The 22,837-nt window shown below is 67.6% G+C and carries 21 protein-coding genes; 15 read left to right on the top strand and 6 right to left on the bottom strand.

The genetic code is table 11. The features are described from left to right. Positions 1–5: 5 nt before the first annotated feature. Together H6717_01875 and H6717_01870 are read left to right on the top strand one after the other, a co-directional pair. Positions 6–827 (top strand): glycerophosphodiester phosphodiesterase, encoded by an 822-nt coding sequence (locus H6717_01875; protein MCB9575761.1) that lies wholly within the window; start codon positions 6–8, stop codon positions 825–827. 13 nt (positions 828–840) lie between these two features. Beyond that, entirely contained in the window at positions 841–1,269 is a 429-nt protein-coding gene (locus H6717_01870) for a DUF4190 domain-containing protein (GenBank protein MCB9575760.1), read from the top strand. On the opposite strand, the gene H6717_01865 is transcribed toward H6717_01870, so the two are convergent. Beyond that, entirely contained in the window at positions 1,270–1,971 is a 702-nt protein-coding gene (locus tag H6717_01865) for an oxidoreductase (GenBank protein ID MCB9575759.1), read from the bottom strand. 65 nt (positions 1,972–2,036) lie between these two features. Between H6717_01865 and H6717_01860 the strand changes: the two genes are divergently transcribed. From H6717_01860 to H6717_01835, 6 genes are read left to right on the top strand one after another with little or no spacing between them, the layout of a single operon-like run. Beyond that, a complete protein-coding gene (locus tag H6717_01860) occupies positions 2,037–4,013 on the top strand; it encodes an acetyl-CoA carboxylase biotin carboxylase subunit (GenBank protein ID MCB9575758.1) in 1,977 nt (658 codons plus the stop codon). Between the two features lie 16 nt (positions 4,014–4,029). Beyond that, on the top strand, positions 4,030–5,262 hold the full coding sequence (locus H6717_01855) for a hypothetical protein (GenBank protein ID MCB9575757.1): 1,233 nt from the start codon (positions 4,030–4,032) through the stop codon (positions 5,260–5,262). Next, on the top strand, positions 5,259–7,994 hold the full coding sequence (locus H6717_01850; protein ID MCB9575756.1) for a hypothetical protein: 2,736 nt from the start codon (positions 5,259–5,261) through the stop codon (positions 7,992–7,994). Before H6717_01855 ends, H6717_01850 begins: the two co-directional genes overlap by 4 nt. Beyond that, positions 7,991–8,689: an enoyl-CoA hydratase/isomerase family protein gene (locus tag H6717_01845; protein MCB9575755.1), complete on the top strand. Its 699-nt coding sequence runs from the start codon at positions 7,991–7,993 to the stop codon at positions 8,687–8,689. Before H6717_01850 ends, H6717_01845 begins: the two co-directional genes overlap by 4 nt. Continuing rightward, positions 8,686–9,756: an OsmC family protein gene (locus tag H6717_01840; GenBank protein ID MCB9575754.1), complete on the top strand. Its 1,071-nt coding sequence runs from the start codon at positions 8,686–8,688 to the stop codon at positions 9,754–9,756. The genes H6717_01845 and H6717_01840 overlap by 4 nt, the downstream gene beginning before the upstream one ends. Continuing rightward, complete coding sequence (locus tag H6717_01835) at positions 9,753–10,382, top strand: hypothetical protein (protein ID MCB9575753.1); 630 nt, start codon at positions 9,753–9,755, stop codon at positions 10,380–10,382. Before H6717_01840 ends, H6717_01835 begins: the two co-directional genes overlap by 4 nt. On the opposite strand, the gene fliA is transcribed toward H6717_01835, so the two are convergent. Beyond that, positions 10,379–11,143: an RNA polymerase sigma factor FliA gene (gene fliA, locus H6717_01830; protein ID MCB9575752.1), complete on the bottom strand. Its 765-nt coding sequence runs from the start codon at positions 11,141–11,143 to the stop codon at positions 10,379–10,381. The genes H6717_01835 and fliA overlap by 4 nt on opposite strands. Before the next feature lie 357 nt (positions 11,144–11,500). Here fliA and H6717_01825 point away from each other — a divergent pair, with 357 nt between their 5' ends. From H6717_01825 to H6717_01800, 6 genes are all read left to right on the top strand, one after another. Then, positions 11,501–11,602 carry a flagellar biosynthesis anti-sigma factor FlgM gene (locus H6717_01825; protein ID MCB9575751.1) on the top strand — a complete coding sequence of 34 codons (102 nt, stop codon included), beginning with the start codon at positions 11,501–11,503 and terminating at the stop codon, positions 11,600–11,602. Between the two features lie 99 nt (positions 11,603–11,701). Further along, positions 11,702–13,687, top strand: a complete 1,986-nt coding sequence (locus H6717_01820) for a choice-of-anchor L domain-containing protein (GenBank protein ID MCB9575750.1) — start codon at positions 11,702–11,704, stop codon at positions 13,685–13,687. Positions 13,688–13,828: 141 nt separating this feature from the next. After that, entirely contained in the window at positions 13,829–14,932 is a 1,104-nt protein-coding gene (locus H6717_01815; protein MCB9575749.1) for a tryptophan 2,3-dioxygenase, read from the top strand. Between the two features lie 248 nt (positions 14,933–15,180). Continuing rightward, entirely contained in the window at positions 15,181–15,990 is an 810-nt protein-coding gene (locus H6717_01810) for a FadR family transcriptional regulator (GenBank protein MCB9575748.1), read from the top strand. Beyond that, positions 15,987–16,553: a hypothetical protein gene (locus H6717_01805; protein MCB9575747.1), complete on the top strand. Its 567-nt coding sequence runs from the start codon at positions 15,987–15,989 to the stop codon at positions 16,551–16,553. The genes H6717_01810 and H6717_01805 overlap by 4 nt, the downstream gene beginning before the upstream one ends. Positions 16,554–16,564: 11 nt before the next feature. After that, positions 16,565–18,076, top strand: a complete 1,512-nt coding sequence (locus H6717_01800) for a GMC family oxidoreductase (protein ID MCB9575746.1) — start codon at positions 16,565–16,567, stop codon at positions 18,074–18,076. A gap of 2 nt (positions 18,077–18,078) precedes the next feature. On the opposite strand, the gene H6717_01795 is transcribed toward H6717_01800, so the two are convergent. Continuing rightward, on the bottom strand, positions 18,079–19,002 hold the full coding sequence (locus H6717_01795; GenBank protein ID MCB9575745.1) for an SDR family oxidoreductase: 924 nt from the start codon (positions 19,000–19,002) through the stop codon (positions 18,079–18,081). Then, positions 18,999–19,802 (bottom strand): acyltransferase family protein, encoded by an 804-nt coding sequence (locus tag H6717_01790; protein MCB9575744.1) that lies wholly within the window; start codon positions 19,800–19,802, stop codon positions 18,999–19,001. The genes H6717_01795 and H6717_01790 overlap by 4 nt, the downstream gene beginning before the upstream one ends. Before the next feature lie 53 nt (positions 19,803–19,855). Between H6717_01790 and H6717_01785 the strand changes: the two genes are divergently transcribed. Next, entirely contained in the window at positions 19,856–20,695 is an 840-nt protein-coding gene (locus H6717_01785) for an NAD-dependent epimerase/dehydratase family protein (protein ID MCB9575743.1), read from the top strand. Here H6717_01785 and H6717_01780 read toward each other — a convergent pair. Together H6717_01780 and H6717_01775 are read right to left on the bottom strand one after the other, a co-directional pair. Beyond that, complete coding sequence (locus H6717_01780) at positions 20,682–21,845, bottom strand: aminotransferase class V-fold PLP-dependent enzyme (protein MCB9575742.1); 1,164 nt, start codon at positions 21,843–21,845, stop codon at positions 20,682–20,684. The genes H6717_01785 and H6717_01780 overlap by 14 nt on opposite strands. Next, complete coding sequence (locus tag H6717_01775; protein ID MCB9575741.1) at positions 21,846–22,808, bottom strand: hypothetical protein; 963 nt, start codon at positions 22,806–22,808, stop codon at positions 21,846–21,848. Positions 22,809–22,837 lie beyond the last annotated feature (29 nt).

Here is a 22,837-nt window from a genome sequence, read left to right as displayed (position 1 = left end):
AGCAAATGCCGGACCAATCCACCAGCGTCCCCCGAGCGTTCCTCCAGGGTGACCGTCCCCTCGCTTTCGCGCATCGCGGTGGCTCGGCGTTGTGGCCGGAAAACACCATCGAGGCGTTTCGCGGCGCGCTGGCCCTGGGCGTCACGCACCTGGAAACCGACGTTCACCGTACCCGTGACGGAGAGATCGTGGTGTTCCACGACGCGCGGTTGGATCGCACGACGAATGGCCACGGGTACATCGCGAACTTCACCTTCGACGAACTGCGACGGCTGGACGCGGGCTATCGCATGTCACAGGACGGGCGCACGTTTCCCTTCCGCGGCAAGGGCCTGAGGATCCCGACCTTCGCCGAGCTGTGCGAGCTCGATGCGTCGGTGCGAATCAACGTGGAGCTCAAGGCCGAAGGCGTGGACCTTCCGCGCGCCATGTGGCAATTCATCGAGGAGCGCTCGCTGCAGGACCGCGTGCTGATCGCCGCGGCAAAGCACTCGCTGGTGGCGGAGTTTCGTCGCGCTTGTGGCGGCGCCGTGGCGACCAGCGCGAGCGCCCGGGAGGTGACGCTGTTCTGGGCGGCGGCCCGCGCCGGCGCCACCCGCGCCCTCGCCATCGACTACGACGCGCTGCAGGTGCCCGTCGCCCAAGGTCCCCTGACCGTCGTCACGCCGAGCTTCGTGTCCCAAGCGCATGCGCGCGGCGTCCAGGTTCACGTGTGGACCATCGACGACGCCGAAGAGATGCGGCGACTCGCCGCCCTGGGCGTCGATGGCTTGATGTCGGATCGCCCGGACGTGCTGGCCAGCGTGTGCGCAGCACTCTGGGCGTGATAACCAGATCTCGATGCAGCCGCCCCCGCCAGGCGCTCCTCCCGGTGGCCCCCAGGGTTGGGGCGCTCCGCCTGGAGCACCACCGCAAGGACCGGTCGGGGGTTGGGGCACGGCGCTGCCCCCGGGCGTGAACCCCTACACTCCCGGCAACCCCACCGGCGGCACCCAAACCGAGCCGATGGGCATCATCGCTCTGGTGCTCGGCATCGTGAGTGTGCCTGTCTACTTCTGCTGCGGTCCGGTGGCCCTGGCCGCCAATATCGTCGGCCTGGTGCTGGGGTTCGTGTCCATCAACCGCTGCAACAACGAGCCGCAACGCTACCAGGGCAAGGGGCTGGCGATCGCAGCGCTGGTCATCAACGCGCTGTTCTTGATCCTCAACTTGGTGATGATCGTGTTCTTCTTCGGACTGATGGGCGTCGGACTTCTGTCCGGGCCGTGATCAGTACTTCTCGGTCACGATGCGTTCGCTCGTAATGCCGTGCTCGGACGTGAGGCGACCCACGCAATCCGTGACCATCTCCGTGAGCCCGCACACGTAGACGTCGGGCTCGGCCAGCGTGGCCACCAGCTCCGCGAGGTGCTCCTGCACGTAGCCGCGACGCCCGGTCCAGCCGTTGGTCGGACGGGAAAGCGTCGGCTCGAAGCGAAAGCGCGGGTGCTCTTCCGCCAGAGCCTCCAGCTCTGCTCGCCACAAGAGGTCCATCTCGCTGCGGCAGCCGAACAGCAGCACCACATTGGCGGAATTGCCGTTCTTGAACTCTTCCTGGAGCATGGCCCGCACCGGCGCCACGCCCGTTCCGTTGGCCACGAACAGCGTCGGGGTGTCCGCCGTCGAACGCCTCAAGAACGCGCCCCGTGGTCCCCGCACCTCGAGCTGGAGACCTACCGGCAGCTCCTCCACGTCTCCACCGCGAGACACGGCCAGCTCGAACTCTCCAGGCCGCTCGACGTTGGGCGCCGACGCGATGGAATAGGGCTGGGCCTGGGACCCAATGGACGGAATGGAGAGCTCCACGTGCTGTCCGGCTTGCCACTCGAAGGGCGTTTCGCCCACGGAACGCAGCACCAGGTGTTTCACTCTGGGGGACAGGCTTCGCGCCGAGATCAGCTCCGCAACGACTCCGGCTTCGTCAGCCACCATGCGCGCCCCTTTATAGCACGCAGCGACCCAACGCAACGGGGCCCCGTGGTAGCCTCCGCCGCGAAATGACAGGCGCATTCACGCTCTTGATCGCGAACCGGGGCGAGATCGCTGCGCGTATTCAGCGCACGGCTCGCGCCATGGGCATCTCCACCGTGGCGGTGTTCTCCGACGCGGACGAAGGCGCCCCGTTCGTTCGCAGCGCGGATCGCGCGGTGCGCATCGGCCCGGCCTCCAGCGCCGAGAGCTACCTGCGCATCGACAAGATCGTGGACGCAGCCAAGCGGACGCGCGCCAACGCCATTCACCCTGGCTTCGGGTTCCTGGCGGAGAACGCGGAGCTCGCCGAAGCCTGCGCCAGCGCCGGCATCACCTTCGTCGGGCCGTCGCCCCGCGCCATCCGCGACATGGGCCTCAAGCGCGAGGCGAAGGCGATCGTCGCCAAGGCCGGTGTTCCCGTGATTCCGGGAGGAAGTGCCGAGGATCAGACTGTCCAGGGCCTGTCCGCGGAAGCACGACGCATCGGCTTTCCGATTTTGGTCAAGGCCAGCGCGGGGGGTGGGGGCAAGGGCATGCGCGTCGTGCACGACGACGCCGAGCTGGAAGCCGCCATCGAGGGCGCCAAGCGCGAGGCCAAGAGCTCCTTCGGCAACGACACGCTCCTGATCGAGAAGTACATCGAACGTCCGCGCCACGTGGAGATCCAGATCCTCGGGGACGCCCACGGCAACCTGGTGCACCTGTTCGAGCGCGAGTGCAGCATTCAGCGACGGCATCAGAAGATCATCGAAGAGACTCCCTCCCCCGCGCTGGACGCGGCGCTTCGTGACGAGATGGGGCGAGCCGCCGTGGCCGTGGGCAAGGCGGTGGACTACCAGAGCGCGGGAACCGTGGAGTTCATCCTGGGGCCGGACCGCAAGTTCTACTTCCTGGAGGTCAACACGCGCCTGCAGGTGGAGCATCCGATCACCGAAGCCGTCACCGGTATCGACATCGTGAGGGAGCAGCTCCTGGTGGCGCAGGGCCACGCGCTGTCCTTCCGTCAGGAAGACCTACGCATGAACGGCGCCGCCGTCGAATGCCGCTTGTACGCGGAAGACGCGGACAACGGCTTCTTGCCCACGACCGGCAAGGTCGTGGACTTCCACTTCCCCGAAATGCCCGATTTGCGGGTCGATACCGGCGTCGAAGCGGGCACGGAGATCGGCATCCACTACGACCCCATGATCGCCAAGGTGATCACCTGGGCGCCCTCTCGACCGGAAGCGATCCAGAAGATGCGGGGTGCCCTCTCGAAGCTCAGCCTCCAGGGCGTGGTGACGAATCGCGCCTTCTTGCTCCGTGTTCTGGGGCACGAGGAGTTCGCAAGCGGCAACACCCACACCCATTTCATCGACGAGCACTTGTCGAGCCCGGAAACCGACGCGCCGGATCCCACCGCACTGGGCGCCATCGCCGTGGCGCTCGAGGGCCGCCACGCACGACAGTCGAGCCGGGACGTGCTGCCCGCCCTGTCGCCGGGCTTTCGCAACAACCGCTTCGCTCCGGAGTGGGTGGAGCTCCGACGTGAGTCCGGCGTGCAGCGCGTGGAGTACACGCCGCGCCCCGACGGCAGTCTGAGCGTCCACGTCGGGGAGCTCCACTCCACGCTCCGCAACGTCTCCGTCGAGGGTCCCGAGGTCAGCTTCGAAGACGGCGACGGCGTACGCCACACGTGGCGCGTGATTCGCGCGGGAGATCACGTCTACGCCCACGGCGTGGAAGGCTCCGTCGCGTTCCTCGAGCTCCCGCGCTTTCCGGAGCCGGAGATCGAGGTTGCCCCCGGTGCCTGCGTCGCTCCCATGCCCGGCAAGGTCGTGAAGCTCGCCGTGGCCGAGGGCGATGCAGTGGAAATGGGGCAGGTCTTGGTGGTGCTCGAAGCCATGAAGATGGAACATTCCGTCAAGGCTCCGGAGAGCGGCGTCGTGCGCCAGCTTCTGGTGAGCGAGGGCGAGCAGGTCGAAGCAGACGCCGTTCTCGCCGTGGTGAGCAGCGAAGAGTGAGCGTACACTTCGCGCCATGAGCGTTTCGCCCCGCTGGCTCGCGCTGGCGTTGCTTGTGGCCGGATGCGGCGAAGACGAACCGATCGCGCCTCCGGAAGTGCCGATCTGCGATCGCCTCACCGAAGCTTGCGGCGCAGCGCCTTCCGCCGGCCCCGCCTATTCACCACCCATCACCGTCGTGCCGAACTCCGGGATGCCGCCGCAGGTGGTGTCTCAGGTGTCCCACAACAACCTCGACATCGCCTGGTACCGCGGTCGCTTGTACTTCGCGTTTCGCACGGCGCCGCACCACTTCGCGGGCACCGACACCGTGCTGTACGTGGTCAGCAGCGAAGACCAGCTGCACTGGCGCTTCGAGACCAAGCTCGCGATGGACACGGACTTGCGCGAGCCGCGCTTCTTGGTGGTGGGTGGCCGGCTCATCCTCTACTTCGCCGTGCTCGGGACCAACGCCCTCGCCTTCGAGCCCCAGGGCGCCAAGTACACCGTGTGTGGCAAGCCCGGCCATTGGAGCGTCCCGAAGGACATCTTCGAGCCCGGATTCATCCCCTGGCGCGCCCGCAACATCGACGGCACCGGCTATCTCATCGGCTACACCGGCGGCGAGAACATCTACGAGAACGACCAGGAGCGCATCGACGTCTACTGGCTGAAGACCGAAGACGGCGAGCACTTCGAGCCCGTGGTGAAAGATCAGCCCATCGTGCTCCACAGCGGAGGATCGGAGACGGACTTCGCCTTCCTGGACGACGGCAGCGTGGTCGCCGTCAGCCGCAACGAAGCGGGGGACGAGCTCGGCTGGGGCTCGCGCATCTGCCGTGCGGAAGCCGGCGCCTGGGGAGACTGGAAGTGCGCCGCGGATCCCAAGAAGTACGACTCGCCGCTGTTGTTCCAGAGCGGGTCGGACGTCTATCTCATCGGCCGGCGTCAGCTCGCGAACGACGGCAACTACGATCTCTTCCACCGGAGCGACCCGATACCCGACCAGTCCGCCGAGTACGAAGCCACGTACTGGAAGACTCCCAAGCGCTGCTCCCTGTGGAAAGTGGACCCCGTAGCGTTGACGGTCACCTTCGTGCTCGATCTCCCCGGCCGCGGCGACACCTGTTTCGCCAGCGCGCTGCCCCTCGAGGACCGGAGCTTCCTCGTCTACAACTACACGTCGCCGCTGGATGGTCCGGATCGGAGCTGGCTGGACGGGCAGCAGAACCCGACGTTGATCTATCGGACCACGTTGAAGCTACCGTGAAGCCCTCCCGTCCGCCCTTCGCCGCATTTCTTTTTTGTTGGCTCGCCGCGGCCTGCGGCACGGACGAACCTGCGCGTCCCGCGGCGGCGGGAGACGTCCCCTGGGTGCCCCCTCCGGAGCACTGTGCGGCTCCGGATCTGGCGCACCCTGAAACCCAAGTCGCGTGCACCACCGGGAGCGGCAGCTTCGGTCAGTGGAGCGTCGACGCGCGGGGCCTCGTGGCCTACGACTACCAGCTGGACCAGCACGCCGACCCGCGCGCCGCGTGGCCCCTCACGGAGACGGACGAAGCCGGAAATCCCGTCGAGCGCCGAGACCACTTCGCGGCCTTCGGCAATCGTCGCGTCAACGCCATGCTCTCGAACGACGGCATGGTGGAAGTCGTGACGCAGGACCGCGGGGTGGAGTACTTGAACGAGCTCGACGAGTCGCAACAGGCGTGGGCCGGTGGCTTCGGCTGGCTCAGTGACGGCACGGAGTCGTGGTGCACGGCGTACCGCTTTCGTCCCGACGGCGCGCGCACGACGCGGCGCTTCGGCATGGGCTACGGCGAGACCAGCCTCGAGTACCGCGGCGTCCGCGCGCGCCGCGTGACAGCGGCGCCACCGGGCTCGGCCCCCGTCGTGGTGAGCGACGTCACCCTGGAGAACACCGGCGACACGCCAAAGACGCTCACTCACTGGGAGTACTGGGACGTGGCGCGGCGGCCGATCGAGATCAACTGGCTGGTGAGCGGCTCCTCCTTGAAGCTCGCGCCCCAGAACGCCCGCGACACGCGTGACGGCAGAAACGCCCTGTTCGACGAGACCGTGCGCTTCGACGCCGGCGAGCGCCGGCTGATGGTCACCCGCGCCTGGGCCGGCTCGGAGCCGCGCATCCCCAAAGGGGAGCCGAGCGCCGTGGACCACTGGGCGAATTCTCCCTTGTTGCTGGCGGCCCTCGGGGACGTGAGCGACGTGTTCGTGGACAAGGCCGCCTTCTTCGGGGGCGGCGGTCCCGCCGCCCCCGCGGCCGTGGAACAGGACCTCCCCGGCGTGGGGCTCGCTCAGGGCATCGTCAGCGAAGCAAACGGTCTGGGGCAGCCGCACCTGTTCGTGATGAAGAGCGTGCTCACGCTGGCGCCGGGAGAGTCGAAGACGCTGCGCTTCGTCTACGGCTACGCCCGCGCTGGAGACGACCCGGTGGACGACCCGCGTTTTTCCGATCCGAGCTTTCACGCGGCGGACGCTTACGCCGATGCACTGCGCCCACGGCTGCTCTCCTTCGCGGCTCCCGATGCACCGGAGCTCGGCCGCGAGCTCGCGTGGCACGCGTACCAAATGGAGACCAGCGTCGGCTATCGCGACTACTGGCAGGGGCACGTCGTACCGCAAGGCTCCGCCTACCTCTATCTCCACGGCGCGGATGGCGCCGCCCGTGACCTCGGCCTGTTCGCCCTGCCGCTGGTGTACACCGACCCCGAGCTGGCCAAGGACGAGCTGCGCTTGTTCATGGGCATTCAGTACGCGGACGAGCGCTTCAGCTACGCCTTCCAGGGGTACGGCATGCTGGACAGCGCCCTCATCCACAGCGCCCCCAGCGACTTGCCGCTGTTCTTCGTCTGGGCGCTGGGTGAGTACCTGAGCGTGACCGGCGACCTCGGCTTCCTCGACGAGCACGCGCCGTACTGGCCGCGGGAAGCTCGGCCCGACGCGCGGGTCGAGAGTCACTTGGTGGGCGCCCTCCGACATCTGTTCGACGTGGTGGGCACCGGCGAGCACGGCCTGATCCGCATCGGCACCGGAGACTGGAGCGACGGCATCGTCCAAGAGGCGAAGGACCGGAACCTGGCGGTGGAAAAGGGGGAGAGCGTCCCCAACACGCAGATGGCCGTGGCCGTGCTGCCGCGCATTGCCGATCTCCTGGACGTGCGCCAGCCGGCACTGGCCGCGGAGATCCGCGAGCGGGTCGCGGGGTTCCGCGCCGCCCTGACAAAAACCTACAACGGTAAATTCTTCTACCGGGCCTACTTCGGCGACGGCAAGCCCGCCTACGAAAACACGATCAACCTGGAGTCACAGATCTGGGCCCTGATTGGCGACACCTTCGAGAACGACGTTCAGCGCGACACGTTGGTGAGCACCATCGCCGAGAAGCTCGACGATCCCTCGCCCATCGGTGCCACGCTGCTTCCCGGCGGCCAGGTGTGGCCGGCGATCAGCGCGCCGCTCACCTGGGGCTACAGTCTATCCGACCCGGAGCGCGCCTGGCGGCACTTCACGCGAAACACGATGGCGGCCCACGCGCAGGCGTTCCCGGACGTGTGGTACGGCATCTGGAGCGGCCCGGACGGCGTGAGCGCCCAGAGCGGGCGCACCTGGAAGAGCCAAGTCACGCCCATGACCGACTTCCCAGTACAGAACGCAAACGCCCACGCGATGCCGCTCTTTGCCGCGATTCGCATCGCGGGCGTCGAGGCCATCAGCAGCGGAGTGAGCATCACGCCGCGGGAAGGCACGCATCCGCTGGCGCTCGCCACGCGGCTGGTGAGCGTGACCATCGACCACGGCCGCGTGAGCGGCAGCTATCGCCCGTCGGGAAGCAGCGCGCGCAGCCTCACTCTCACGGCGCCTCCCGGGCGCGCGATTGCATCGCTGTCAGCCGGGGGGCAGAACGTGGACGTGAGCGGCACTTCCGTGACGCTCGAGGTGCCGCCCGGCGGCATCGATTTCGAGATGGAGCTTTCGCCATGAAAGAGTTGATCCTCAACGCTCCCGGCAAGAACGCCCTCAGCACCGATCTGATGCGATCCGTGTTGGACGACCTGAAACGAGCCGGCGGTGCGCCCCTGCTCGTGACCGGCGCGGGCGACGCCTTCAGTGCCGGGCTCAACCTGAAGGAAGTGCTCTCCCTCACCGCCAGCACGGCACCGACGTTCTTGGCGCTGCTGGAAGACATGGTGGAAGCGCTGTACTGCTACGAAGGCCCCATGGTCGCGCTGGTGAACGGCCACGCCATCGCCGGCGGCTGTGTCGTGGCCCTGTGCGCGGACCATCGCGTGATGAAGAGCGGCACTCGCGCGCGCATCGGCCTGAACGAAACGGCCATCGGCCTTCCCTTCCCGCCCCGGGTGCTGGCGTTGGCGGAGGCGCGGCTTCCCCGGCAACAGCGGGAGCGCATTCTGCTCGGCGGCGAGCTGTACGACGCCGAGAGCGCGCTCACGCTCGGCCTGGTGGACGAAGTGGCGGAAGACGCGAGCTCCGTCGCAGGTGAGCGACTGGCGGCACTGGCGACACGTCCGCCTCAGGCCTACGCCGTCAACAAGCTCGCCCTGCGCAAGGGCAGGCTCGCGGCGAACGGTGGTGCCAAGGCGCTGTTCGACCGGGTCGGACTACCGCTGTGGTACAGCGATTCGGTGAAAGACATCATCCGCGGTCTCTTGTCATGAAACAGCCCGTCGTGTTCCCGGGCGCGGAGGGTTCGGAGCTCTCCGGTACCCTCGAGCTGCCGGAGCAGCGGCCGCGGGCCTTCGCGCTCTTCGCGCACTGCTTCTCGGAGCAGGCCTTTGGCGAGACCGCCGCACGCATCAGCCGCGCGCTGGCGCAGAAGGGCATTGCCACGCTTCGATTCGACTGCACGGGGGACGACTTCGCTCTGAGGCTCGCGCAGCTGCGCGCCGCGGCGACGTTCATGGCGGACACGGGCCGCGCCCCGAGCCTGCTCTTGGGCCACGGCGTGGGTGGCACCGCGGTGCTCACGGTGGCCCGGGAGCTGGTCGGCGTTCGGGGCGTCGCCACGCTGAACGCACCGTACTCCGTAGGGGATGCGGCGCCGCCGAACGTCCGCGACCTGGGCCGCGCGCTGTTGGTGCTGCACGCGCCCACGAACCAGTCCGTTGGCATCGACAACGCGCGGCGCATCTTCGAAGCCGCCAAGCACTCCAAGAGCTTCATCGCGCTGGATGGCGCAGACCACCTGCTCAGCCGGCGTGAGGACGGCCTGTACGCGGCCGAGGTGATCGCCGCCTGGGCGTCCCGCTACGTGGCGGAGCTCGGCGACCGGCCCGAGCGTCCGGGGGAGACGGCGCAGGGGACCGTGGTGGTGGAGGAGACCCGGGAGAGCCGCTATGCCCAGGCCGTGAGCCTGGGGCGCCACGTGCTCACTTCGGACGAGCCGGAGGCTGCCGGCGGCGCGGACCTCGGTCCCTCCCCGTATGACCTCCTGCTCGCCGCCTTGGGCAGCTGCACGTCCATGACGCTCAGGATGTACGCCGAGCACAAGGGCCTGCCGCTGGAGAGCGTGCGCGTCACGCTCAACCACGCCAAAGTCCACGCCAAGGACTGCCGGGACTGCGAATCCAAGACCGGAAAGATCGATCGCATCACGCGCACCATCGAAGTGACGGGAGAGCTCACGGACGCCCAGCGGCAGCGGCTCCTGGAAATTGCCGACCGCTGCCCCGTGCATCGCACGCTGCACTCGGAAGTGAAAATAGACTCCAGGCTGGCCCAGTGAACTTCTTCGGTCATGCCACGGTCGCCAGCTGGGTTTCGAACGCGCCCGCCGTGGTGCTGGGGGCGATGCTGCCGGACTTCGCCACCATGATCCGCGCGCGGCCGCCGACCGCAAAGCAACCGGAGCTATGGCGTGGCGTGCGTCTGCACCACGACACGGACGCGGTGTTCCACGACCACCCGGTGTTCCGCGAGCTGTGCGCGGACGCCGTCGCGGCGCTCTCGGAGCTGGGCCTCGCTCGGGGGCCAGCGCGCGCCACGGCGCACGTGGGCGTCGAGATCCACATCGACGGCGTATTGGCTCGCGACGACAGCGCGCGGAAGAGCTACCTGGACGCCCTGGGCGCAGCGCCCGCCCTCGCCGCCAAGCTCGACTGGCGCGCGGCGGAAGAGAGCGCGCGCTTCGATGAGCTCGTCCAAGCCCTGGCCGAACGCGGCGTTCGTCCCGAGCACAGCGCGCCGGAAGTGGTCGCCCTGCGCGTGGCACGTGCTCTGTCCGGGCGGCCGCGGCTGTCTCTAGCTGCGGGAGACGAGCGGCGCGTGGCCGAGTGGTCTCGTACCGCGAGCGCCGTCGTGGCAGATCGCTTGCCGCCCTTGCTCGCCGATCTCGCTCACCACGTGAGTTAGGCGACGGCGCGGCCCGGCACCTGGACGCCGAGCTCCGCGCGGACCTTCTTCACCGCAGCGGAGTGCAGCTGACACACGCGGGACTCCGTCACGCCGAGCACCTCGCCGATCTCCCGCAGGCTGAGCTCCTCTTGGTAGTAGAGCGACAGCACCAGCTGCAGCCGCTCCGGAAGGCCGCGGATCGCCGCCGCCACGGTGTCCGTGAGCTCGGCCTGGGCGGCTTCCACCTCCGGGGAAGGCATCGCGGCGCGCTCGTCACCCGTGAGCTGAGCCAAGGACAGGCTGGCCTGAGCCAGCTCGCTCTCGAGGGCGCGGTACTCCTGCGGGGTGGTGCCGAGGGCCTTGGCCATCTCCTCGTCCGTTGGGAGGCGCCCTTCACGTGCTGCAATCTCCCCAGCGAGCTGGGTCAGCTGGCGGCGCGCTCGACGCTGGGAGCGGGAGAGCGGATCGAGGCAGCGGAGAAAATCCAAGATGGCGCCCCGGACCCGGCGGGCGGCGTAGGCCTCGAAGTGCTCGTCGTCCATGTCCGCTTGGCGGCGACCGAGGGCTTCCGCCATCCCGAGCCAACCGGCGGAGAGGATGTCCTCGAAGGCGATGCTGGCGGGGACCGAGCGAGCCGTGCGTCGGGCAATGCGACGAACCAAAGGTGTGTAGGCCTGGATGACGTCGTGCTCGCCGAAGGGAACCGGAGCATGGATCCCAGCTCGGGGGCGCATCGATCGGGTCAGGCGGGCCTCATCCAAGGTTGTCACGGAGCTCATGGCTGCCCCTTTCAGCAGCTTCCGTACCAGCGTCCGGAGACGCGCCGCGAACGCCGAAAATCTGCTAATTTTTGCAGTATATTCAGCCACTTAAACCCACAGGCCGGCCGCCCCGCCGGCAACTCGGAAAGAGGTCAGCGGGCACCCATGCGAGGTCGCGGGCGACCCGCAGCAGAATTCGAGACAGCCGAGATCCCGAGGTCTTCGAGCACCCACCCCCGGTGTCTCAATTGGATCCCTCAAGTCCCTGATTTTTCGACCGTTATTGCTAAGCGAGGCAAGCGGAGCATGACGCCTGAACATCGATCTGACCGAGCCACTCCCCCACGCAAGGCAGGTAGCGGTAAGCCCCGCACCGTGCGCATCAACGCCGTGAAACGAGCGATCGCATCGGGCGAGTACCGCATCGACGCCAACGCGATCGCTCGCCGCATGCTGCGCGACGTCAAGGTCCAGTAGTACTGCACCGCTTACGCCAGCATATTTTTTCGGTGTCGCGGTTGCCCCACGCGCGATCCGAGGGTACCCCTCCCTCTCTCTTCGGGAGGTTGGACAATCATGAAACTTATGACAGAGGGGTGGACGGCTGCGCGCATCTCCGCACTGGGAATCGTCAGTGCGGCGATTGTGGGCTTGGCACCGACGGGCTGCGGCGGAAGCGACAGCAGCACGAACACCGGCGGCACCGGCAACACCGGTAACGTTGGTAACTTCGGTGGCACCGGCAACACCGGCAACTTCGGTGGCACCGGTAACACCGGCAATACGGGCGGCGGCGGCACCGGCAACACCGGTGGCGGCACCTCATGCGGCAATCTGACGGATTGCGGCGGCGGCGTCTGCGCCGACACCAACAACGACCCTGCGAACTGCGGCGCCTGTGGCAACGCCTGCCAGCAGGGCGAGTTCTGCTCGCAGGGCGCCTGCGGCTCGAGCTGCGGTGGCGGCACGATTGCCTGCAACGCCAAGTGCGTGGACGCCCAGATCGATCCCTCGAACTGCGGATCCTGCGGCAACGTCTGCGGACAGGGCGAGGTGTGCTCTCTCGGCCAGTGCGGCGTGCTCTGCTCTGGCGGCAGCACCAAGTGCGGCGCTGCCTGCGTCGACACCCAGTCGGATCCCGCCAACTGCGGCGCCTGCGGCACGGCGTGCAACGCCGGTGACGTCTGCGTGAGCGGCGCCTGCGTGGGCACCTGCCCCAGCGGCACCACCCAGTGCGGCAACCAGTGCGTGGACATCTCGGGTGACAAGAACAACTGCGGTTCTTGCGGCAACGCCTGCCCCAACGGCCAGGACTGCCTGAACGGCACCTGCGGCACCTGCGACAGCAGCACCACGGACTGCGACAACGACGGCTGGAAGGCCGCCGATGGCGACTGCTGCGACAAGCCCGGCCTGTGCGGCGCGAACCCCGCGCTGGTGAACCCCGGCGCCTACGAGGTGGTCGGTAACGGCATCGACGACAACTGCAACGGCAAGATCGACCTCTTCGACAAGGAAGACGCTCTGTCGTGCGACACCGGGCTGACCAGCAACTCCACCACCGGTGCGGACTACGCCAAGGCGCTCGGCATTTGCCGCTCCACGCAGGAAGCCCCGGCCAACCTCAAGGACAAGACCTGGGGCTTGATCGAGGCGGAGCTGCTCCGGGCCGACGGCACCCCCTTGGGTGACCAGCGCGCCAAGAGCATCCGCGACAAGTTCGGCAACAGCATCACGCCCATCGAGGGCAACAACATGGTCGTGCTGTCCAGCGGTATCGCCGCGGACAACTCCCAGACCAACCCCGGTCCCAACGGCGGCGCCCCCGGCGGCGGCAACGTTTCGACCAGCCACACGCCGAGCAGCAGCGTGAGCCTCAGCACCTGCACCAGCCCCAAGTGCCTCAAGGACTGGTACTCGGCGGCGAATGGTACCCTCAAGGCAGCGAATCAGTTCCCGTCTGCCCCAGGCTGCGGCACACCTGCAGGAGGCAACGCGAACGACAGCGTCATGCTGCGCGTTCGGCTGCGCGCGCCGACCAACGCCCGCGCGTTCAGCTTCAACAGCTACTTCTTCTCGGCGGAGTACCCGGAGTTCGTGTGCACGAGCTACAACGACCAGTTCGTGGCCATCGTGGACACGCCGACCGGCACCCCCTCGCCGCTGCCGAACCCCGTCGACAAGAACCTGATGACCTATCTGGATCTGACGACGCAGAAGAAGTGGCCCATCGGCATCAACGTCGCGGGAGGCACCAACCTCTTCGCGGTGTGCGATCCGGCCGTGTCCCAGTCCGGCAGCTCCTGCTACGACAGCTCCGTCGCGGCGGCCTCCTGCTCCCTGGGCATCGGCGACCTCGCTGGCACCGGCTTCGAGAAGTCCGGTTCCTGCGTGGTGGGCGGCGGCACGTTCTGGCTGACCACGGCCGGCAACGTGATCCCCGGCCAGGTGGTCGAGCTTCGCATCTCGATCTTCGACGTGTCGGACTCCGCGTACGACTCGCTGGCGCTGCTCGACGGCTTCAAGTGGCTCACCAACGCCACGCTGCCCGGAACGGGCTGAGAAGCCACGGCCAAACAGCCTGCCTTCCACGGCGGGCATCGACGGGCGCACTTCGGTGCGCCCGTTCTTTTTTGTCGGTCCGGCGCGAGCCCGTCGCGGCCGCGGTTCCAACCGAGGGAAAGACGCTTTAGCCTGCCGGCCATGTCAGCCACGGGACCGACGTACTGGGACTATCTGGGCCTCGACAAGCTGCTCGCACTGCAGGGCGGCTTGGATGGCGACGACCAGGCGCTGATGCCCGACGAGCTGCACTTCATCGTGGTGCACCAAGCCTTCGAGCTGTGGTTCAAGCTCAGCGTTCGCGAGCTGCGCGAAGCGCGGGATCACCTGGCGTCACCCAAGGTCCCGGAAGAGAAGGTGCCTCACGTGGTGCACCACCTGCGCCGGGTAAGTGAGATCCTACGCTTGGCGGTGGACCAGTTCCGCGTGATGGAAACCCTCACGCCCCAGGACTTCCTCGCCTTCCGCGACAAGCTCATCCCCGCCAGTGGCTTCCAGTCGTTCCAGCTCCGAGAGCTCGAGATCCTGCTGGGCCTCGAAGACGGCGACCGGCTCAAGTACGGCGGCGAGGATCCCCTCGATCACATCAAGAAGCTGGCAGCGGACTCTCCCGCCGGCGAGCTCGCCTGGAAGCACATCTCCCAAGCGCGCCAGGAGCAGAGCCTGAAGTCCGCGCTGGGAGAATGGCTGTATCGCACGCCCGTGCACGGCTCGAGCCCCGGAGACACGGGGGACGACGACGTGGTGCTCGAGTTCGTGGGCGGCTACCACGCCGCGCTCAAGGCCAGCAACGAAGGCAAAGCGGAGCGCATGGCGGAAGCCTTGGGCAAGACTCCCGAGCCGCTGCGGAAGCGTCTGGCCGAGGCGGAGCTCGCCGCCGAGCAGTTTCTCTTCGCCTACGACGTACCCGAAGCGGACCGCGCACGGCAGCGCCGCATCCGCGCCGGCGTGCTGTTCATCGAGTCGTATCGCGAGCTACCGCTGCTCGCCTGGCCGCGCTTGCTCATCGACACCATCGTGGAGCTCGAAGAGCAGCTCGTGATCTTCCGCCAGCGCCACGCGCGCATGGTGGAGCGCATCATCGGCCGGCGCGTGGGCACCGGCGGCTCGAGCGGCGTGGACTACCTCGACCAGACGGCGCGCTACCGGATCTTCCACGAGCTGTGGACGGTGCGCACGATCCTGCTCGAGAAAGCGCGCCTCCCCGAGCTCACCCACGCCGACGCCTACGGCTTCGCGAAGTAGCTGGGGCGCGACGGGGATCGCGCCGAACCAACATAGAAACCGTTGATGGCGGCATCCCGGCGGGGCTGAGCGGGCGAGCGCCGGGCGGCCGAAAAGCGGGCAAAGACGCTTTCTTCTGGGCGTGGGCACCCAGTTCTGCGAGTGAGGGAGCGAAAAATCGCTCGCCGGCTTGACTTACTGGTTGAACCAGTCAGAATTGGTTCAACCAGTAAGCTTCCGGCCTTGGTCACCCACCAAGGGGAACTCACATGGACGACGCGCCGCAGGTTTCCAACATCGCAGTCACCATCTTCAAGGAGCTGCGTCGGCAGATCTTGAGGGGGGAGCTCGCTCCAGGTGAGCGGCTACCGGGGGAGCGCGAGCTGGCGACGACCTACAACACGAATCGCAACACGCTCCGCGAGGCCGTGCGTCGCTTGGAGCAATCACGGCTGGTCACGGTACGCCACGGACAAGGCGTGACCATCGCGGACTTCCGCAAGACGGGCACGATGGAGCTCTTGCCCGCGTACCTGGAAGCGGCGCCGGATCTGGGAGAGGTCGCGCATCTGCTGCAAGACATCCTGCCGGCACGCTTGCTGGTGCTGGAGTTCGCCACGCAGCTGGCCATCCACCGCTCCACGAAAGAAGACGTGGAGCGCCTGCGCGACATCACGGATTTGTTGATCGCCGCCTTCGAGCGCGGAGATCCGAAGGTGGTCGGCCATGGCTTCCAGCGCTGGTTGGACGCGCTGATCGACTCCAGCCACTCCGTGAGCATTCGCTGGATCGCCAATCCGTTCCTGGAAGCCTATCGCGACATCATCGATCGCTTCCCTGCCCTGTGGGTGCTGGAGCCGAGCTTCCCCAAGCACCTGAAGGACTTCATCGTCGCGCTCGAGAGCGGCGACGAGGAAGCCGCGATCCAGGTGACGCGTGACTACTACCACCGCGTGGACGGCGCCTTCATGAAGGCGCTGGAAGCGGTGCTCGCCCACCGCAGCGCCGAGGACGCCCGCCTCGAAGCTGCGGCAGAAAACGCCGAAAAACCGAAACCCAAGAAACCGGACAAGCCATGACCTCGATTCCGCCCGCCGCCGAGAGCTCGCACACCCGACTTGCGCTGCCCGTGGAAAGCTCCGCGCCCGCGCTCCGTCGCCACCCCGAAGACTCCTGGCAGCTGGCGGAACCCTACCGCATGGGCAAGGGCGCGCGCCGAGCGCTGCGCGCCCTGATCACCGCCATGCTCCCACCGCCTCCGGCGCCCAGCGGAGAGGAGATGGTGGATCGCATCGAGCACAGCATCCGATCTTGGATGCCGTACATGCACTTCTTGGCGGCCCGCGGCCTGTGGCTGAGCATCCTGATCTTGGAGTGGGCACCGCTGCTCCTCTTGTATCGCTTCGGCCGCTTCCACACGCTCACGAAGGAAGACGGCGGCAAGCTGCTCTCGGAGATGGTGCATGGGCGTTACAGCTTCCTCCGCATGCTGGTGGTCGCCCTGCGCGGTGTGACCCTCAGCGCGTACTTCGATCAGGAAGAAGTGCACCAGGCGATGCAGTACGCGCCGGTGCCCTTCATGCGTGAGCGCATCGTTCGGCGTCAGAGTCTCTTGAGGCCGGCACACGCCAAGGCGGGTTGAAGGGGGCAGTCATGATCCTGAAGTACGTCGATTACGAGGGCCAGAGCGAGTTTCAGGCGGACGTCGTGGTGGTGGGCACCGGCGCGGGCGGCGCCGTGGTGGGCACCGAGCTGGCGGAGGCCGGCAAGAACGTGATGTTCGTGGAAGAGGGCAGCTGGATCCCGACGGACAGCTTCAATCCGTACACCGGTGAGAGCATTCCGCGGCTGTACCGCGACGCAGCGGCCACCATCATCATGGGCAATCCGCCCATCCCCTACGTGGAAGGGCGTGCCGTGGGCGGCAGCACGGTGATCAACGGCGGCATGGCGTACCGCACTCCGGATCGCGTGCTCGCGGAGTGGCAGAAGGAGTCCGGGGCGGACCTGAGCGTCGGCGCCATGGAACCCTTGTTCGAGCGCGTGGAAGAGCGTGTCAGCGCCAAGTACCAGTCGGACGAGAGCATCGGCGAGGACAGCCGCATCATGACGGACGGCGCCAAGAAGATGGGCTGGCGCTATACCGTCAATCGCAGAAACCAGGCGGCGTGCGTGGGCGCCAACAACTGTGCGCTGGGCTGCCCCACGGGCGCCAAGCAGTCCACCCTGGTGAGCTACATGCCGCGGGCGATGGCCGCCGGCGCCCACTGCCTCACCGAGGTGCGCGTGGAAAAGCTCTTGATCGAGGGCGGCCGCGCCGTGGGCATCGTCGGTCAGGCGGTCAATCCGCACACGCGCAAGGGCGACCGAAAGGTGGTGGTGCGCGCGCGCGCCGTCGTGATCGCCTGCGGCGCCGTGCAGACGCCGCTCTTGCTGCTGCGCCACAAGCTCGGGCGTCCGAGCGGCCAGCTCGGCAAGAACTTCCTGTGCCACCCCAACGCCAAGGTGCTGGCCGTCTACCCCCACGAGGTGCAGGGCTGGAAGGGCGTGAGCCAGAACACGCAGATCCGCGAGTTTCACGAGGACGGCATCCTGATGGCGGAGAACTTCGTCGCCCCTGGGGTGCTGGCGGCCTACCTGCCGTTCCACGGTCAGGGCGCTTGGGAGCTGATGCAGCGCTACAACCAGATGGTCCTCTCCGGCGTGCTGGTGGAGGACTCGAGCTCCGGCCGCGTGAGCCGCGGTCTCTTCGGCATGCCCTACGTGCGCTACGACATCACGCCCCTGGATCACCGCCGCTTCCTCCGTGGCGTGAAGCTCCTCGCAGGCATGCACTTCGAGATGGGCGCAGAGAAGGTGATGCTGCCGTTCTTCAATCAGCCGGTGGCCAACGGTCCGGACGACCTCGCCAAGATCGACGAGCTGCAGAAGAACCCCAGCACGCTGGAGCTGTTCACGCCGCACCTCATGGGCACCGCCCGCATGGGCGCCCGTCCGGAGAGCTCCGTCGTGAACCTGCAGGGCGAGGTGTGGGACCTGCCGGGCTGCTACGTCGCGGACGCCAGCTTGTTCCCGACGGCCATCGGCGTGAACCCGCAGATCACGATCATGGCGCTGGCCACCCGCGTGGCAGAGCGCATCGAGCTCGCGCGCATGGCGGCGTAGCTTCAGCTCGCGCGAATCTTGTCCGCGAACTCGCGAATGGTCGCGTACTCGTCGTAGGCGTGCTCGAAGGACGTCGCCGCGCGGAAGCTCTTGCCGTCGATCACGACGGGATACTTGATGTGCGCCAGCGCCCCCGGCGGCAGTCGCGGTAGCCCGAAGCGGCCTATCACGAGGCGAAACACCGGCTCCGGCACCAGCACCGGCGAGTGCCCCGCCTCGCGAACGAGCAGCGAGAGGGGGAGCGGCTGCGGCCCGGCCACGTTGTACACGCCACGCAGGCGCGCCGACAGCGCCGTGACGATGGCCCGCGCCACGTCGTCCTCGTGCATGAACTGGAACAGTGGGTCGTAGCCCAAGATCATGGGCACCCGTGGCCCGTGCAGGAACGCCGCCAAGGTCCCGGAGCGCGAAGCACCCAGGGTGTAGACGATGCGCAGCACAGAGGTGTCGATCTCGGGATAGCGCCACAGCGCGGTGCCCGCGAACAGATCGGCGGCGACCAGATCCGCCAGCTCGGGAAACGTCTCCAACGCCAGCGGAGGCTCGTCTTCGGTGTGATACAGGGGCGAGTCCGACGCGGCGCCGTAGTACGTGTGACGCCCCACGAAGATGGCCTGCTTCACGCCGTAGCGGTGACAGAAGTCGAACACCGCCTTGGTGCCACCCAGGTTGATGCGATAGCGATCCTCGCTGTGAGCGGTGAGGTGCGTGACGGTGGCCATGTGGATCACCGCGTCCGGCCGCTCCGTGCGGAATACGTCTTCCGCGGCGCGCTTGCGAATGTCCGTCTCCGTCACGATCACGCCGTCTGGCGCGTCGAGCCACGGCCGCCGGTCGATGCCCACCACCTGGTGATGCGCGGCCAAGAGCCGCCCAGCGACCAGACGCCCGATCTTGCCGGAAATGCCGGTGACCAGAACCTTCATGTCGGCTCGTAGCTCCTGCGCCCGCGATCGATGAGGTCGCTGATGCGCTGTTTCACGTCGTTCACCTTTTGCAGGATCTCGGTGTCGTCCTCGTTGCCGGTGCCCTCCAGCATCATGGGCTCGCCGTAGTGGAGCTCCACGTGAACGGGCAGCGGCACCGGAAGCAGGTATGGCGTAACGGGGACGTAGGGCACGTTCAGGAGGCGCCCGATGCGCTCCAGATTCGTCACCGTGGGCACGGCCTCTCCGCCGCCCAAGAAGGCGACGGGAACGATGGGCGTTCGGGTCTCCAGCGCCAGCCGCATGAAGCCCGTCCCGAAGCGCACCAAGGAGTAGCGCTCCGTATAGAGCTTCGCGGTGCCCCGCGCGCCTTCGGGAAACACCATCAGCAAGCGTTCGTCTTCGAGCAGCCGAACTGCGTGCTCCGGCAAGCCCGTGACCTGCCCCGCCATGCTGGTCCACTGCGCCACGAAGGGCATGCGCATCAAGAACTTCTCCACCATGCCCTGAGCGAGGCGCGGGGGATCGAGCTCGAAGAAGCACGACGCGATCACCATGGCGCCGTCGATGGCATAGCCACCAGAGTGATTGCCGACGAGCATGGCGCGACCCCGCGCCGGAATGTGCTCCGCCCCGTGCACGGTGCAGCGGAAGTAATGACGGTAGAAGGGGTACAGCGCGGAAAAGATGCGACCGAGATGCTCTCGCGAAACGCCATAGGGATCGAGACCATCCCGATTGAACGGGAGCTCCAGGCGAGCGAGGCGCTCTTCGACTTCCGGAAGGACGAGGGCAGACAACGGCGCCGAGTCTACACTGGTCGTCGCCGGGCGAGGATGGCACCCTGCGCCGCATGGGCCGCGTGCTGATTGCGGGAGCGGGATACGTCGGAATCGAGCTGGGCCGGTCGCTGGCCGCGGCGGGCATGCAGGTGGTCGCCCTCCGGCGCCGCGCCGAGCTGGTGCCGGCTCCGCTCAGGGCGGTGGCGGCGGATCTGAGCGACCCAGCGAGCCTGAGAGCGCTGGAAGGGCCCTTCGACGCCATCGCCTACACTGCCTCGGCGGACAGCTCGAGCGACGACGACTACGTGAAGGCGTACATCACCGGCCTCGAGAATCTGCTGTCCGCGGTCGCGGCGCCCCGAGTGGTGTTCACGTCCAGCACCGCCGTGTACGCCCAGACGGATGGCGGCTGGGTGGACGAGAGCTCGCCCGCCGAGTCGTCCCACTTCACCGGCAAGCGCCTGCGTGAGGCCGAGGCGCTGGTTCTCGAGCGCGCCACCGAGGGCGTCGTGCTCCGCCTCGGCGGCATCTACGGACCTGGACGCCAGAGCCTGCTCGGCCTGGTGCGCGAGGGTCGCGCCTCGGTGGCGGACGGCCCGCCGGAGTACACCAATCGGTTTCATCGCGACGACTGCGCCGGCGCCCTGGCGCACTTGCTCACGCTGGACAATCCAAAGTCGCTCTATCTCGGCGTGGACGACGACCCGGTAGATCGCCGCACCATGATCGAGTGGTTGGCCCAGGAGCTCGGCGCGCCGCCGCCGCAGGTGAAGCCCGCGGGACAGGCTCAGGGCGGGCGACGGAGCCTCAGCAACAAGCGCTGTCGGAACGCTCTGCTCAAGGCAAGCGGCTATCGCCTCCTGCATCCGTCCTTTCGCGATGGCTATCGCGCGCTGCTCACAGCGCCTTGAGGATCACGTCGATCTCGCTCGAGGCGTTGGGCCAGTGCGGCGAGAAGCGTAGGAGGCCATCGGGCATGGAGCAGGAAACTCCGGCGGCCGTCAGGCGCTGATGCAGCGCCGTCACGTCCACGCCCGGGGGCGGAAGCAGGCTCAGGGTGCCCGAGCGCTGCTCCGGGCGTGCGCTCCTGCGGCTCTGAAAGCCGCGCTCCACCAGCGCCGGCTCGAGCGCATCCAGCCAGGCGCTCACGTGAGCGAACACCTGGGGCACGCCGAGCCCTGCGATGAGCTCCACCGCCGCTTCCAGAGCCGCAAACCCCACGGCGTTCTGGGCGCCACCTTCCAAAAAGTCGGCGCTCTTGCGGATCGGTCGGTCGTAGCGCAGGTGCCCGGCCCCGGAGAACAGGAACTCGAGCGGCTGTTCGTGGCTGAGCCAACCCGCGACGTACGGACGTAGCGCAGCCACCCGCTCCGGCGCGATCGCCACGAAGCCCGCGCCCTCGAGGCCCATCAGCCATTTGTGACTGCCGCAGGTGAGGTAATCGATGCCTTCTTCGCGCATGTTCAAGGGCACGACGCCGAGAGCCTGGATGGCGTCGACGAACAGCTCCGCGCCGTACTCGTGGCAGAGGGCCGCAAGCTCCTGGGTCGGCATGCGCAAACCGGTGGAAAACTCCACCACGCTCACCGCCACCAGCCGCGCGCCGCCTTCCAGCTCCGCCCGCACCGCCGCGAGCCCCGCTTCCGGATCTTCTTCGAAGCTCCGCGTGGAGAGCATGCGCACCTCGAGGTCGAACAGCTCCGCGGCGCGCTGCCATGGCGTCACGTTGGCCGGAAATTCCCCCGCGAACACCACCACGCGGTCCTTCGATCGCCAGGGGAAGCACAGCGCCACGTCGGTCACGCCGCGCGTCGTGTTGCTCACCAGCCCGACGTCCTCCGCCTGCATTCCGATCAGGTCGGCGAGCCGTCCCTTGAGCCGCGTTCGTTGCGCCACCCAGTCGTGCACCGCCCCGACGCCGCGGCGTGCCACGTCCGAAAGCGCGCGCTGGGCCGCCGCCACCACCGGCGCCGACGGCGGCGAGACCGCCGCGTGGTTCGCGTACACCTTCGCCTCCAGGTCCGGAAACAGGCTCCGGTCCGACAGCCGCGCGGTGCTCACTCAGAACTGCCCGACCACGCCCACCTGACGTGGTGAAAGCACCGGCACGATCCGCGTGCGCGCCTCGGCGGTCGGGTTCTTCTTCCCTTCGCCGGAATCCGCCGTGAGCAGGAAGAAGGCACCGAGGCCCAACCCGATGCCGCCCACCACGAAGCCCGCGGTGGCGATGTTCGCCTGCGTCTTGCCCTTGTCGTAGAGGTCGCGCTCACTCTCGCTGCACACGTCGTTCTTGCAGCTGCTGTCGAGCTCGTTCCGCGTGGACCGCGCCGCCAAGCCCATGGCGGTTCCCACCACCAACCCCGCACCGCCCACGGCGAGGCTCACGTAGCCGAGGGTCTTCTTCGCGCTCGACGACTCGGTGTCTTCCTTCACCTGAGGTTTGGGCTCGGGCTTTTCCGGCGGGGCCTCCGTGAGCAGGATGGTCACCGCTTTCGTCTCGCTCTCGGCGACCTCGAAGCTCTCCTTGTAAGGCAGAAAGCCGTCTGCCTCCGCGCGAACCTGCCGAGTCCCGGGGTTGACCGCCACCGGCTCGCCGAGCTCGCCCTGCCCAATCTCTTCGTCGTCCACCCACACGTGGCCCTCGAAGCTCGCGGGCACTTCCAGATTCAGCGTGGGGATGCGCTTCTCCAGCTTCTTCAGGTGAACCTTGGCGGCGCGCCGCTCTGCCCATTTCAGCTTCTTGCTCTTCAGCGCCTGCTGCAGTTGGTCCGCCGCTTCGATCAGGTGGCCCAGCTTGTCCTCCACCTTGGCCAGTCGAATACGCGTGGCGGGCTTGTCGTCCAGCCCCAGCGCCTTCTCGTAGGCTTCTCGAGCGGCTTCCCAGTCCTTCTTCCGCTCTTCCCGTTTGCCTTGCACCACGGCCTTCTTGGCGGCCACCGCGTCAGCGCTGGGCTTCGCGCTCACGGGTGGAGCGGCCACGAGCACCAGCGAGAGCGCGAGCAACGTCGAGCCGAGGAAGCGCATGTCGTCCTCGAGTTTCCTCGGTTTTGGAG

The organism is Polyangiaceae bacterium (assembly GCA_020633235.1).
Classification (GTDB): domain Bacteria; phylum Myxococcota_A; class Polyangia; order Polyangiales; family Polyangiaceae; genus JACKEA01.
Note: the sequence above shows the minus strand (reverse complement) of the source record. Positions and strands in the feature narration are given on the sequence as shown.

Coding starts and splice junctions, on each gene's coding strand:
- H6717_01785 (MCB9575743.1), top strand. CDS start 19,856: ATGGGCCGCGTGCTGATTGCGGGAGCGGGATACGTCGGAATCGAGCTG.
- H6717_01795 (MCB9575745.1), bottom strand. CDS start 19,002: ATGAAGGTTCTGGTCACCGGCATTTCCGGCAAGATCGGGCGTCTGGTC.
- H6717_01820 (MCB9575750.1), top strand. CDS start 11,702: ATGAAACTTATGACAGAGGGGTGGACGGCTGCGCGCATCTCCGCACTG.
- H6717_01870 (MCB9575760.1), top strand. CDS start 841: ATGCAGCCGCCCCCGCCAGGCGCTCCTCCCGGTGGCCCCCAGGGTTGG.
- H6717_01775 (MCB9575741.1), bottom strand. CDS start 22,808: ATGCGCTTCCTCGGCTCGACGTTGCTCGCGCTCTCGCTGGTGCTCGTG.
- H6717_01855 (MCB9575757.1), top strand. CDS start 4,030: ATGAGCGTTTCGCCCCGCTGGCTCGCGCTGGCGTTGCTTGTGGCCGGA.
- H6717_01805 (MCB9575747.1), top strand. CDS start 15,987: ATGACCTCGATTCCGCCCGCCGCCGAGAGCTCGCACACCCGACTTGCG.
- H6717_01860 (MCB9575758.1), top strand. CDS start 2,037: ATGACAGGCGCATTCACGCTCTTGATCGCGAACCGGGGCGAGATCGCT.
- H6717_01875 (MCB9575761.1), top strand. CDS start 6: ATGCCGGACCAATCCACCAGCGTCCCCCGAGCGTTCCTCCAGGGTGAC.
- H6717_01800 (MCB9575746.1), top strand. CDS start 16,565: ATGATCCTGAAGTACGTCGATTACGAGGGCCAGAGCGAGTTTCAGGCG.
- H6717_01840 (MCB9575754.1), top strand. CDS start 8,686: ATGAAACAGCCCGTCGTGTTCCCGGGCGCGGAGGGTTCGGAGCTCTCC.
- H6717_01865 (MCB9575759.1), bottom strand. CDS start 1,971: ATGGTGGCTGACGAAGCCGGAGTCGTTGCGGAGCTGATCTCGGCGCGA.
- H6717_01845 (MCB9575755.1), top strand. CDS start 7,991: ATGAAAGAGTTGATCCTCAACGCTCCCGGCAAGAACGCCCTCAGCACC.
- H6717_01810 (MCB9575748.1), top strand. CDS start 15,181: ATGGACGACGCGCCGCAGGTTTCCAACATCGCAGTCACCATCTTCAAG.
- H6717_01815 (MCB9575749.1), top strand. CDS start 13,829: ATGTCAGCCACGGGACCGACGTACTGGGACTATCTGGGCCTCGACAAG.
- fliA (MCB9575752.1), bottom strand. CDS start 11,143: ATGAGCTCCGTGACAACCTTGGATGAGGCCCGCCTGACCCGATCGATG.